Annotated in this window: 18 protein-coding genes; all 18 read right to left on the bottom strand. The window is 69.1% G+C overall.

Annotation, left to right across the window (positions count from 1 at the left end; genetic code table 11):
- A partial coding sequence (locus GB864_RS11815; protein WP_160425276.1) for an acyltransferase family protein occupies window positions 1–788 on the bottom strand: 788 nt, incomplete at its 3' end.
- Window positions 789–923: 135 nt separating this feature from the next.
- Window positions 924–1,457, bottom strand: coding sequence for a 50S ribosomal protein L17 (rplQ, locus tag GB864_RS11810; protein WP_160425273.1), 534 nt, complete (start codon window positions 1,455–1,457; stop codon window positions 924–926).
- A gap of 48 nt (window positions 1,458–1,505) precedes the next feature.
- The gene (locus tag GB864_RS11805) at window positions 1,506–2,492 is read right to left on the bottom strand and encodes a DNA-directed RNA polymerase subunit alpha (RefSeq protein ID WP_160425271.1); all 987 of its coding nucleotides are present in this window, start codon (window positions 2,490–2,492) and stop codon (window positions 1,506–1,508) included.
- Between the two features lie 141 nt (window positions 2,493–2,633).
- Entirely contained in the window at window positions 2,634–3,032 is a 399-nt protein-coding gene (gene rpsK / locus GB864_RS11800) for a 30S ribosomal protein S11 (protein ID WP_136428062.1), read from the bottom strand.
- 32 nt (window positions 3,033–3,064) lie between these two features.
- Window positions 3,065–3,445 carry a 30S ribosomal protein S13 gene (rpsM, locus tag GB864_RS11795; protein ID WP_160425269.1) on the bottom strand — a complete coding sequence of 127 codons (381 nt, stop codon included), beginning with the start codon at window positions 3,443–3,445 and terminating at the stop codon, window positions 3,065–3,067.
- Between the two features lie 246 nt (window positions 3,446–3,691).
- Window positions 3,692–3,805 carry a 50S ribosomal protein L36 gene (gene rpmJ, locus GB864_RS11790; RefSeq protein WP_056734976.1) on the bottom strand — a complete coding sequence of 38 codons (114 nt, stop codon included), beginning with the start codon at window positions 3,803–3,805 and terminating at the stop codon, window positions 3,692–3,694.
- Between the two features lie 81 nt (window positions 3,806–3,886).
- The gene (gene infA / locus GB864_RS11785) at window positions 3,887–4,108 is read right to left on the bottom strand and encodes a translation initiation factor IF-1 (protein WP_100365313.1); all 222 of its coding nucleotides are present in this window, start codon (window positions 4,106–4,108) and stop codon (window positions 3,887–3,889) included.
- Between the two features lie 221 nt (window positions 4,109–4,329).
- A complete protein-coding gene (gene ptsP / locus GB864_RS11780) occupies window positions 4,330–6,003 on the bottom strand; it encodes a phosphoenolpyruvate--protein phosphotransferase (protein ID WP_160425267.1) in 1,674 nt (557 codons plus the stop codon).
- Between the two features lie 116 nt (window positions 6,004–6,119).
- Window positions 6,120–6,728: an adenylate kinase gene (locus GB864_RS11775; protein WP_160425265.1), complete on the bottom strand. Its 609-nt coding sequence runs from the start codon at window positions 6,726–6,728 to the stop codon at window positions 6,120–6,122.
- A complete protein-coding gene (gene secY / locus GB864_RS11770; protein WP_160425262.1) occupies window positions 6,725–8,056 on the bottom strand; it encodes a preprotein translocase subunit SecY in 1,332 nt (443 codons plus the stop codon). The genes GB864_RS11775 and secY overlap by 4 nt, the downstream gene beginning before the upstream one ends.
- A gap of 130 nt (window positions 8,057–8,186) precedes the next feature.
- Window positions 8,187–8,801 carry a 50S ribosomal protein L15 gene (gene rplO / locus GB864_RS11765; RefSeq protein ID WP_160425260.1) on the bottom strand — a complete coding sequence of 205 codons (615 nt, stop codon included), beginning with the start codon at window positions 8,799–8,801 and terminating at the stop codon, window positions 8,187–8,189.
- Entirely contained in the window at window positions 8,801–8,986 is a 186-nt protein-coding gene (rpmD, locus tag GB864_RS11760; RefSeq protein WP_160425258.1) for a 50S ribosomal protein L30, read from the bottom strand. The genes rplO and rpmD overlap by 1 nt, the downstream gene beginning before the upstream one ends.
- Complete coding sequence (gene rpsE, locus GB864_RS11755; RefSeq protein ID WP_336603973.1) at window positions 8,986–9,654, bottom strand: 30S ribosomal protein S5; 669 nt, start codon at window positions 9,652–9,654, stop codon at window positions 8,986–8,988. Before rpsE ends, rpmD begins: the two co-directional genes overlap by 1 nt.
- Window positions 9,655–9,674: 20 nt before the next feature.
- Window positions 9,675–10,034, bottom strand: coding sequence for a 50S ribosomal protein L18 (rplR, locus tag GB864_RS11750; protein WP_160425254.1), 360 nt, complete (start codon window positions 10,032–10,034; stop codon window positions 9,675–9,677).
- 2 nt (window positions 10,035–10,036) lie between these two features.
- The gene (rplF, locus tag GB864_RS11745; protein ID WP_160425252.1) at window positions 10,037–10,573 is read right to left on the bottom strand and encodes a 50S ribosomal protein L6; all 537 of its coding nucleotides are present in this window, start codon (window positions 10,571–10,573) and stop codon (window positions 10,037–10,039) included.
- Between the two features lie 4 nt (window positions 10,574–10,577).
- The gene (rpsH, locus tag GB864_RS11740; RefSeq protein ID WP_160425249.1) at window positions 10,578–10,976 is read right to left on the bottom strand and encodes a 30S ribosomal protein S8; all 399 of its coding nucleotides are present in this window, start codon (window positions 10,974–10,976) and stop codon (window positions 10,578–10,580) included.
- Between the two features lie 154 nt (window positions 10,977–11,130).
- Complete coding sequence (gene rplE, locus GB864_RS11735; protein WP_160425247.1) at window positions 11,131–11,718, bottom strand: 50S ribosomal protein L5; 588 nt, start codon at window positions 11,716–11,718, stop codon at window positions 11,131–11,133.
- Window positions 11,718–12,059, bottom strand: a complete 342-nt coding sequence (rplX, locus tag GB864_RS11730) for a 50S ribosomal protein L24 (RefSeq protein WP_160425245.1) — start codon at window positions 12,057–12,059, stop codon at window positions 11,718–11,720. Before rplX ends, rplE begins: the two co-directional genes overlap by 1 nt.
- Between the last annotated feature and the right edge of the window lie 2 nt (window positions 12,060–12,061).

The raw sequence follows: 12,061 nt of genomic DNA, 5'->3' as shown, positions 1-12,061 counted from the left end.
CCTTCGGGGGCGGCGAGGATGCAGATCGCGGTGACGTCGGTCGCGCCGCGGTCGAGGAGGAACTTGATCGCCGCGGCGAGCGAGCCGCCCGTCGCGAGCGCCGTCACTGCGCCCAGCAGCAGGCCGAAGGCGTGGATGTCCGTGCCGAAGTAGAGCCGGGACCGGTCGACTCCGACGAGGTCGAGCACCGCCATTCCCCCGGCGAGCAGCACCGCGGTGCCGCCGAGCAAGAGCATGGTCCCGCCCCGGCTCATGAGGAAGACGCAAGCGGCCAGGATGAGCGGCCAGGCGAGGTAGAACTGCTCCTCGACGGCCAGCGACCAGAGATGCCGGAACGGCTCGGCCGCCGAGGCGCCGAAGTAGGAGGCATCCGCGGCGATGGCCCCCCAGTTGGAGCTGAACGTGACACCGCCGAACAACTGGCGGCCCAGACCCACCGTGACGTCCCCGCCGATGAGCCCTGCGACCGTCGCGACGACGACGACCAGCACCGCCAGCGCGGGCAGGAGCCGACGGGCGCGCCGCATCCAGAACCTCAGGACGCGCATGCCGCCCGTCGCGTCGCGCTCCGCGAGCAGCAATCGGGTGATGAGGAACCCGCTGATGACGAAGAAGACGTCGACGCCCGCGAAGCCGCCCGGGACCGCCGCCGGGACCGCGTGATACGCGATGACGGCGAGGACCGCGAGCGCGCGGAGCCCGTCGAGCCCCGCGATCCGCGCGGGCGCGGCGGACGGCGCAGACGGCCCCCCGGCCGGCCGCGCGATCGTCGCGGCCAGTTCGCTCACCCCTGCAGGGTAGGCCCGGCCGCCGCCGGACCGACGGTGGCGCACCAGGTTCCACCGCACGACTCCGGCGCCCCGGGGACGGCGAAGGGGCCCGGACGCATGCACGTCCGGGCCCCTTCGGAGCATCCGTTCGGATTACTTGGCGTCGGCCTCGGTCGACTCCTCCGCGGCCTCGGCCTCGGGGGCCTCGGTCTCGGCGGCGGCCTCGGTCTCGACGACCTCGGTCTCCTCGGCGGGGGTCGGGGCGACCTCCTCCTCGACGACCGGCGCGGCCTCGGCGGCGGGCTTGGCAGCGCGCGCCTTCGGGGTCACGGGCTCGAGGACGAGCTCGATGACGGCCATGGGGGCGTTGTCGCCCTTGCGGTTGCCGATCTTGGTGATGCGCGTGTAGCCGCCCTCGCGGTCGGCCACCTGCGGCGCGATCTCGGTGAACAGCTTGTGCACGACGGCCTTGTCGCCGATGATCGCGAGGACGCGACGACGGGCGTGCAGGTCGCCGCGCTTGGCGAACGTGATGAGACGCTCGGCGAGCGGACGAAGGCGCTTGGCCTTGGTCTCGGTCGTCGTGATGCGCTCGTGCGTGTACAGGGACGCGGCGAGGTTCGCGAGGAGCAGACGCTCGTGCGCGGGACCGCCTCCGAGGCGGGGACCCTTCGTGGGCTTGGGCATGGTGGTTCTTCTCCGTTAAGTGTGGTTCGTCAGTCGCTTCGGAGCAGCTCAGCGCTCGTCGTCGAAGCCGGTGTAGAAGTGGGCGCCGTCGAACCCGGGGACCGAGTCCTTCAGGGCGAGGCCCATCTCCGTCAGCTTCTCCTTGACCTCATCCACCGACTTCTGACCGAAGTTGCGGATGTTCATGAGCTGCGACTCCGAGAGGGCGACGAGCTCGGAGACCGAGTTGATGCCCTCGCGCTTGAGGCAGTTGTACGAGCGGACCGAGAGGTCCAGGTCCTCGATGGGGATCGAGAGCTCGCTCGAGACGGCGGCGTCGACCGGCGCAGCGCCGATCTCGATGCCCTCGGCCGCGGTGTTGAGCTCACGGGCGAGGCCGAAGAGCTCGACGAGGGTGCGGCCCGCCGAAGCGATGGCGTCGCGCGGCGAGATCGCCGGCTTCGTCTCCACGTCGACGATGAGCTTGTCGAAGTCGGTGCGCTCACCGGCGCGCGTGGCCTCGACGCGGTACGTGACCTTCAGGACCGGCGAGTAGATCGAGTCGACCGGGATCTGGCCGGCCTCGGAGTACTCGTTGCGGTTCTGAGCGGCCGAGACGTAGCCGCGGCCGCGCTCGATGGTGAGCTCGAGCTCGAGCTTGGCGTCGTCGCCGAGGGTGGCGATGACGAGCTCGGGGTTGTGGACCTCGACACCCGCCGGGGCGGAGATGTCGGCGGCCGTGACCTCGCCGGAGCCCGACTTGCGCAGGTACGCCGTGATGGGCTCGTCGTGCTCGCTCGAGACGACCAGGTTCTTGATGTTGAGGATGACCTCGGTCACATCCTCCTTGACGCCCGGCACGGTGCTGAACTCGTGGAGGACGCCGTCGATGCGGATGCTCGTGACGGCGGCACCCGGGATCGAGGAGAGGAGGGTGCGGCGGAGGGAGTTGCCGAGGGTGTAACCGAAGCCCGGCTCGAGGGGCTCGATCACGAATCGCGAACGGAACTCCGAGATGTTGTCTTCGGTGAGCGTCGGACGCTGTGCGATCAGCACGTGTGATTCCTTTCGTCAGTGCCCGCTATATGACACTTGCGAGTTCGACCGGGACGAGCGCCCCGGTCGGATCGGGGAAGGGGTGAACGGAATCCCGCCGTACCGGCGCCGCCTCGAGGCGGCGCCGGTACGGCGACCGGATCAGACGCGGCGGCGCTTCGGGGGACGGCAGCCGTTGTGCGCCTGCGGCGTCACATCGTTGATGCTGCCGACCTCGAGGCCCGCGGCCTGAAGCGAACGGATCGCGGTCTCGCGGCCCGAGCCCGGGCCCTTGACGAAGACGTCGACCTTCTTCATGCCGTGCTCCTGCGCCTGACGCGCGGCGGACTCGGCGGCGAGCTGCGCGGCGAACGGGGTCGACTTGCGCGAGCCCTTGAAGCCCACGCCGCCGGACGAAGCCCAGCTGATCACGGCACCGGTGGTGTCGGTGATCGAAACGATCGTGTTGTTGAACGTCGACTTGATGTGGGCCTGGCCCACGGCGATGTTCTTCTTCTCCTTGCGGCGCGGCTTGCGAGCGGCCGCCTTGGGTGCTGCCATTGGTGAAATCTCCTAGATCTGGCTATCGGCGGTTACTTGCGGCCGGGCTTCTTCTTGCCGGCGACCGTACGCTTCGGGCCCTTGCGGGTACGCGCGTTGGTCTTCGTGCGCTGACCGCGCACGGGCAGGCCGCGGCGGTGACGCAGGCCCTCGTACGAACCGATCTCGACCTTGCGGCGGATGTCGGCGGCCACCTCGCGGCGGAGGTCGCCCTCGACCTTGAACGTGCCCTCGATGAAATCGCGGAGGGCGACGAGCTGGTCGTCGGTGAGGTCCTTGACGCGGATGTTCCCGTCGATGCCGGTCTCCGCGAGCGTCTGCAGCGCGCGAGTGCGGCCGACGCCGTAGATGTAGGTCAGTGCGATCTCCACGCGCTTCTCGCGCGGAATGTCGACTCCTGCCAGACGTGCCATGAGGCTTCTCCTGTGAGTGAGTTGGAGGTGTGGAGCATCCTCGGTGCCCGGGCCTCCAACCCGAGGTGTCCCCCGCCCCGGAGGGCGGCTTCATGAGGATGCGGTGATCGATGTTCAGTTGTGTCGCCGATCGAGTAGCGACGAAGTCGCGTATCGAGATCCGTCGACGGGTCTCGATACGGCGCTGGCGCGCCTACTCGACCTCGAGCCTTCGGTCGAAGCCGCTACGCGGCTTCGACCTTCGGCTCAACCCTGGCGCTGCTTGTGACGCGGGTTCTCGCAGATGACCATCACGCGGCCGTGGCGGCGGATGACCTTGCACTTGTCGCAGATGCGCTTGACGGAGGGGTTGACCTTCATTGTTTGTTCCTTCGCTGTCCTCGTACCCGTCCGGGCGCGCGGCTGGGCCGCGGCCGGTCAGGCCGTTACTTTCCGGCGGACTTACTTGTAGCGGTAGACGATGCGGCCGCGGGTCAGGTCGTAGGGGCTCAGCTCCACGATCACGCGGTCCTCGGGGAGGATGCGGATGTAGTGCTGGCGCATCTTGCCCGAGATGTGGGCAAGCACCTTGTGCCCGTTGCTCAATTCGACCCGGAACATCGCGTTCGGGAGGGCTTCGAGCACCGAGCCTTCGATCTCGATGACGCCGTCTTTCTTGGCCATAGCCTCACTATCACTCTGGTACGTTTACCGGTCGTGCGGAGGACTCCCGCCCCCGTGCCGTCTTCTGGAAGACGGCACGGTGAATTGGGCGTGAGTACACCAAGGATCAAGATTACACCATCGGAAGCGATCCATCTACCACGCCCTCCGGCTCACGGCGGACGCTCGGGTTCCCGACCGTCTCGGGCGCGCTGCTCCGATGCCCGTCTCGGACCGCCCGCTCAGGCGCGCGCGGCGACCGCTTCGTCGACGGATGCCCGTGCCGCCGCCTCGGCCTCGTCGGCGCCCGTCGCCGCGAGGGCCGCGGCCGCCGCGAGCTTCGCGTCGGCGAGCGTCACCCGGGCCAACGACCGCCGCACCGCGGCGAGCGAGGGCGGCGACATCGACAGGCTCGTCGCCCCCAGCCCGACGAGCACGATCGCGAGGAGCGGGTCGCCGGCCGCCTCACCGCAGATCCCGACGTGCCTGCCGAGCCGAGCGCCGGCGTCGCCCGCGGACTTGACGAGTTGGAGCACGGCGGGATGCCACGTCGACTGGAGCCGCGCGAGGGAGCCGAGCAGCCGATCGGCCGCGAGCGTGTACTGGGTCAGGTCGTTCGTGCCGATCGAGGCGAACTCCGTCACCGCGAGCACGCGGTCGGCGAGCAGCGCCGCCGACGGCACCTCGATCATGACGCCGCCCGTCGGCAACCCGAACGAATGCACGAGCGTCGTGAACGCCGCCGCCTCGTCGACCGTGGCGACCATCGGCGCCATCACCTCGACGAGCGCCGACGTACCGTCGGCGGCCGCTGCGATGGCCTCGAGCTGCGCCCGCAGCACCTCCTCGTGCGCCAGGAGCGAGCGGATGCCCCGCACGCCGAGCGCCGGGTTCGGCTCGTCGGCGTCCGTCAGGAAGTCCAGCGGTTTGTCGGCGCCGGCGTCGAGCACGCGGATGACGACGCGCTTGCCGCCGAACGCCTCGAACAGCTCCCGGAACGCGGCCTGCTGCGCCTCGACGGACGGCGCCTTCGCGGTGTCGAGGAACATGAACTCCGTGCGGAAGAGCCCGACGCCCTCAGCGCCCAGCTCGACCGCCTTCGCGGCCCCGGCCGGCGAGCCCAGGTTCGCGAGCAACGGCACCGCGGTGCCGTCGGCGAGCGCCCCGGGGGTCACGGGTGCGGCCGCGAGGTCCGCGGCTTCCGCGATGCGCTGCTCCGCGGCCGTGACGGCGGCGGGATCCGGGTCCGGCACGACGAGTCCCGCCGCCGCGTCGACGATGACGGTCTGCCCCTCGCGCAGCGACCCGGCCCCCGCGGCGGCGAGCACCGCGACGACGCCGTGCTCCCGCGCGAGGATCGCCGTGTGCGAGCTCGGACCGCCCTCCTCCGTCACGATCGCGACGACGAGGTCGTAGTCGAGCAGCGCGGTGTCCGCCGGCGCCAGGTCTTTGGCGACGAGCACGTACGGGCTCTCGCGCTCCGGCAGACCCGGTGCGGGCACGCCCCGCAGGTGCGCCACGACCCGCTGGGACACGTCGCCGAGGTCGGCAGCGCGTTCGCCCTGGTAGCCGCCCAGCGAGGCGAACATCGCCTGGTACGCGGCGAAGGCCTCGAAGACGGCGCGTTCTGCGGTCTTGCCGTCTGCGACGGCCGCGCCCACCGCGTCCTGCAGGCCGGGATCCTCGGTCATGAGCGCCTGCGCGTCGAGCACCTCCCCCGCGGTGCCGCCCGCGCGCTCGCCCCGCGAGCGCAGTTCCGACGCGACCGCCGCGAGCGCCTCGGCGGCGCGCGCCGCCTCCGCCGACGGCCCGGCGGTGCTCGGCTCGTCCAGCGGGTCCGGCGCCGGCGGGGCCATCACCGCCACTTCCCCGACGGCGACCCCAGTGCCGATCCCGATGCCGTGTATGCCAGCCATCCGCTCGGCCCCCCTCTTCGCGGCGTCCTCTCTTCACCCTACTCCGACCCGCCGCCGCGGACGGCGGAAGGCCGGGCCCCGCGAACGGGACCCGGCCTTCCGGAGGAGAACTCGGCTCAGACGGCCACGGGCGGGACCAGTCCGCGCTCCGCGAGCGCCGCGAAGATGCGCGACGTGACCTCGTCGAGGCCGCCGACGCCGTCGATCTCGGTGACGAGGCCCGACTCGCGGTACACCGCGAGGATCGGGGCGGTCTCGCGCTCGTAGATCGCGAGGCGGTTCGCGATGACCTCTTCGGTGTCGTCGGTGCGGCCCTGCTCGATCGCGCGCTTGCTGATGCGCTCGATCGACTCCGCGCGCGGCACGACGAGCTCGATCACGGCGTCGAGGGACTCGCCCCGGTCGCCGAGGAAGGCGTCGAGGTCGGCGACCTGGCCCCGGTTGCGGGGGTAGCCGTCGAGGAGGAAGCCCTTGGCCGCGTCGTCCTGCGAGAGGCGGTCGCGCACGAGCTCGCTCGTGAGCGCATCGGGGACGAGCTCGCCGGACTCGATGATCGCCTGCACCTGGAGGCCCAGCTCGGTCTCGCCGGCGATGTTCGCGCGGAAGATGTCGCCGGTCGAAACCGCCGGGACGCCGAACGCCTCGGCGATGAGCACGCCCTGCGTGCCCTTGCCGGAGCCCTGCGGACCGACGATCAGGAAGCGGGCGGAGCGGGGCTGGGTCATCGGAGGAGTCCTTCGTAGTGGCGCTGCTGGAGCTGCGCATCGATCTGCTTCACCGTCTCGAGGCCGACGCCCACGATGATGAGGATCGACGTGCCGCCGAGGGCGAAGTTCTGGCTGGCGCCCAGCGCGCTGAACGCGACGAGCGGGATCAGCGAGACGAGGCCCAGGTAGAGCGAACCCGGCAGGGTGATGCGCGTGAGCACGTAGTCGAGGTACTCGGCGGTCGGACGGCCCGCGCGGATGCCCGGGATGAAGCCGCCGTACTTCTTCATGTTGTCGGCGACCTCTTCGGGGTTGAAGGTGATCGCGACGTAGAAGTAGGTGAACCCGACGATGAGCAGGAAGAACAGCAGCATGTACAGCGGGTGGTCGCCGCGCGTGAGGTAGTTCGAGATCCAGGTGACCCACGGCTGGATCTCCTCGCCGGCGGCGGGCTGGTTGAACTGCGCGATGAGCGCCGGCAGGTACAGGAGCGAGGAGGCGAAGATGACGGGCACGACGCCGGCCATGTTCACCTTGATCGGGATGTACGTGTTGTTGCCGCCGTACGTGCGCCTGCCGACCATCCGCTTCGCGTACTGCACCGGGATGCGCCGCTGGGACTGTTCGACGAAGACGACGGCGAGCATCACGACGAGCGCGATGAGGATGACGAGGGCGAAGACGTTCCAGCCCTGGGCCGTGGCGATCGCGGAGAGCGACGTCGGGAACGTCGCGATGATCGACGTGAAGATGAGCAGCGACATGCCGTTGCCGATGCCGCGCTCGGTGATGAGCTCGCCCATCCACATGATGAGGCCGGTGCCGGCGGTCATCGTGAGGACCATCAGGATCATGCCGTACCAGGTGTTGCCCGCGGCCGTGATGAGGTCCGAGCAGACGCCGGACGTGGCGTTCGTGCCGAACAGCGCGCCCGAGCGGGCGACCGTGATGAGCGTCGTCGACTGCAGGATGCCCAGCGCGATGGTGAGGTAGCGCGTGTACTGCGTGAGCTTCGCCTGGCCCGACTGGCCCTCCTTGTAGAGGGTTTCGAAGCGAGGGATGACCACGCGCAGCAGCTGCACGATGATCGAGGCCGTGATGTACGGCATGATGCCCAGCGCGAAGACCGAGAGCTGCAGGAGCGCGCCGCCGGAGAACGTGTTGACCAGATCGTAGAGACCGGACGTGCCCTGGTTCTGCGCGAGACAGGCCTGCACGTTCTGGAAATCGACGAACGGCGCCGGGATGAACGAACCGAGTCGGAACAGCGCGACGATGCCGAGCGTGAAACCGATCTTCCGTCGCAGGTCGGGCGTGCGGAAGACCCGCGCGATCGCGTTGAACACTCATCCTCCAAAATGGGCCGACAGCGGGGACTTGGCGCCGTCGGTCGGGTGATACGGCTCGAGCCTGTCGAGACCCCCGTGAATCATACGCGAGGTCCCGACAGGCTCGGGAATCGTCAGCCGATCGGTCTTAGGCGACCGAACCGCCGGCGGCGACGATCTTCTGCTCGGCAGAGCCGGAGACCTTGTCGACCGCGACGTTCAGCTTGACCGAGATGTCGCCGTCGCCGAGCACCTTGACGCGCTCGTTCTTGCGCACGGCGCCCTTCGACACGAGGTCGGCGACGGTGACGTCGCCGCCCTTCGGGTAGAGCTCGGCGAGCTTGGCCAGGTTGACGACCTGGTACTCGACCCGGAACGGGTTCTTGAAGCCGCGCAGCTTCGGCGCACGCATGTGGTACGGAAGCTGGCCGCCCTCGAAGCCGGGACGGATGTTGTTGCGGGCCTTGGAGCCCTTGGTGCCGCGACCGGCCGTCTTGCCCTTCGAACCTTCACCGCGTCCGACGCGGGTCTTGTCCTTCTTGGCGCCGGGGGCCGGACGGAGGTGGTGGACCTTGAGGACCTGCTCGCGCGGGGCGGCGACGTCCTCGGTCTTCTTCTCCGCAGCCTTGGCCGGAGCCTTCTTGGCGGGGGCCTTGGCCGGAGCCTTGGCTTCGGTCTTCTCGGCGGCGGGCTTCGCGGCCGTCTTCTTGGCGGGGGCCTTCTTGGGGGCCTCCACCTCGACGTCCTTCTTCTCGTCAGCCATTAGTCAATCTCCTCAACCTTCACGAGGTGGGCGACGGTGCGGACGTAGCCGCGGTTCTGCGCGTTGTCCTCGCGAACGACCGACTGGCCGATCTTCTTGAGGCCCAGGCTGCGCAGCGTGTCGCGCTGGTACTGCTTCTCGGAGACCTTGGACTTGATCTGGGTCACCTTGAGCTGCTTGGCCATCAGGCACCTGCCTTCGCTGCTGCGGCGGCCTCGGCCGCCTTCGCCTCGGCACGGATCAGGCGCGCGGGGGCGACCTGGTCGTAGTCGAGACCACGACGCGCGGCGACGGCGCGGGGCTCTTCGAGACCCTTGAGCGCCTCCACCGTGGCGTGCACGATGTTGATGGTGTTCGACGAACCGAGCGACTTGCTCAGGACGTCGTGGATGCCCGCGCACTCGAGGACGGCGCGAACCGGGCCGCCCGCGATGACACCGGTACCGGCCGAGGCCGGGCGGAGCAGCACGACGCCGGCAGCGGCCTCGCCCTGCACGGGGTGCGGGATCGTCGAACCGACGCGCGGGACGCGGAAGAAGTTCTTCTTCGCCTCCTCGACGCCCTTCGAGATCGCCGTCGGGACCTCGCGGGCCTTGCCGTAGCCGACGCCGACGAGACCGTTGCCGTCGCCCACGACGACGAGCGCCGTGAAGCTGAAGCGACGGCCGCCCTTGACGACCTTCGACACGCGGTTGATGGTGACGACGCGCTCGAGGAACTGGCTCTTCTCGGCGTCGCGGTCACGACCGCGACCGCCCTGGCCGCGGTCACGGCCGCCGCGGCGGCCTTCGCGCGACTCGTTCTGGGGAGCCGACGCTGCGGCCGTCTCCACGGGTGCCTCTGCAGCCACCACGTTCTCCTTCTTGTTGTCGCTCACAGGCTCAGCCCCGCCTCTCGGGCGCCATCGGCGATGGCGGCCACACGACCGGCGTACTTGTTGCCGCCGCGGTCGAACACGACCGCCTCGACACCGGCCTGCTTGGCGCGCTCGGCGACGAGCTCGCCGACCTTCTTGGCCTTGGCCGTCTTGTCGCCGTCGAACGTGCGGAGGTCCGCCTCCATCGTCGAAGCCGAAGCGACCGTGAGGCCCTTCGAGTCGTCGACGACCTGCACGAAGACGTGGCGCGCGGAACGGGTGACGATGAGACGCGGACGCAGCTCGGTGCCCACGACCTTCTTGCGAAGGCGGGTGTGGCGGCGCGAACGCGCAGCCGACTTGGTCTTCACGGCCATGATTACTTACCTGACTTTCCGGCCTTGCGGCGAACGACCTCGCCGGCGTAGCGGATGCCCTTGCCCTTGTAGGGCTCGGGCTTCTTGATCTTGCGGATGTTCGCGGCGACCTCGCCCACGGCCTGCTTCGAGATGCCGGCGACGGTGAGCTTGTTGTTGCCCTCGACGGTCAGCGTGATGCCGGCCGGCGCGTTGACGAGCACCGGGTGCGAGAAGCCGAGCGCGAACTCGACGTCGCTGCCCTTCTGGGTCACGCGGTAGCCGGTGCCGACGATCTCGAGGCCCTTGGAGTAGCCCGCGGTCACGCCGACGATGTCGTTCGCGATGAGGGTACGGGTGAGGCCGTGCAGCGCACGCGACGCGCGCTCGTCGTCGGGGCGGGTGACGAGCACCTGGCCCTCTTCGACCTTGGCCTCGATCGGCTCGGCGACGGTGAGCGTGAGCTCGCCCTTCGGGCCCTTGACGCTGACAGCCTGGCCGTCGATCGTCACGGTGACGCCGGCGGGGATGTCGATGGGAAGACGTCCGATTCGTGACATTGGATCACCAAACGTAGGCGAGGACTTCCCCACCCACGCCCTTCTTCTCGGCCTGGCGGTCGGTGAGCAGACCGCTGGAGGTGGACAGGATCGCGACGCCGAGGCCGCCGAGGACCTTGGGGAGCTCGGTCGACTTCGCGTAGACGCGGAGACCGGGCTTGGAGACGCGCTTGATGCCGGCGATGGAGCGCTCGCGGTTCGGCCCGAACTTGAGCTCGAGCGTGAGGGTCTGGCCGACGCGCGCGTCGGTGACCTCGAAGCCCGCGATGTAGCCCTCGCGCTTGAGGATCTCCGCGATGTGCGACTTGAGCTTGGAGCTCGGCATCGAGACGGTGTCGTGGTGCGCCGAGTTGGCGTTCCGGAGACGGGTCAGCATGTCTGCGACCGGATCGGTCATCGTCATGACGATTTCTCTTTCGTTCACCAGGTTTCAGCACCCGTTACACGAGTGCTGACCTGTGGTGGAGCGGGCCGGCGATCGCCGACCCAGGGGAAGGATGCCCCGGGCGCGCTGCCCTCGCGGGTCGCGCGGCCCGGAGCATCCTAATCGACGGTACTCAGTCCGCCTGGTTGTTCGACGTGAACGGGAAACCGAGCGAGCGGAGCAGCGCGCGGCCCTCGTCGTCCGACTTGGCGGTGGTCACCACAGTGATGTCCATGCCGCGGACGCGGTCGATCTTGTCCTGGTCGATCTCGTGGAACACGGACTGCTCCGTGAGACCGAACGTGTAGTTGCCGTTCCCGTCGAACTGCTTGTCCGAGAGGCCGCGGAAGTCGCGGATACGGGGCAGGGCGAGCGAGAGCAGACGGTCGAGGAACTCCCACATGCGGTCGCCGCGCAGCGTCACGTGGGTGCCGATGGGCTGACCCTCGCGGAGCTTGAACTGGGCGATCGACTTGCGAGCCTTCGTGACCTGCGGCTTCTGACCGGTGATCTTCGTGAGGTCCGCGATCGCGCCGTCGATGACCTTGCCATCGCGCGCGGCTTCGCCGACACCCATGTTGACCACGATCTTCACGAGACCGGGGACCTGGTGCACGTTCGTGTACTCGAACTGCTCCGTGAGGCCCTTGACGATCTCGCCGCGGTACTTCTGCTTCAGGCGGGGCTGGATTTTGCCAGCCTCCACGGCAGTCTCAGTCATTAGAGGTCCTTACCTGACTTCTTGGCGTAACGAACGCGGACCGTCTTCTCGACGCCGTCCTTCGTCACGGTTTCGTTGCGGAAGCCGACACGGGTCGGCTTCTTCGACTCCGGGTCGACGATCGCGACGTTGGAGACGTGGATGGGGGCTTCGTGGGTCTCGATGCCGCCGGTCTTGGTGCCGCGCTGGGTCTGGCCGACCTTCACGTGCTTGGTGACGTAGTTGACGCCCTCGACCACGACGCGGTTCTCGGCGGGGATCACCTCGATGACACGACCCTGCTTGCCGCTGTCCTTGCCCGAGATGACCTGGACCAGGTCGTCCTTCTTGATGTTCGCCATGA

The sequence above is a fragment of the Agromyces seonyuensis genome, from assembly GCF_009789225.1.
Taxonomy (GTDB): Bacteria; Actinomycetota; Actinomycetes; order Actinomycetales; family Microbacteriaceae; genus Agromyces; species Agromyces seonyuensis.
Note: the sequence above shows the minus strand (reverse complement) of the source record. Positions and strands in the feature narration are given on the sequence as shown.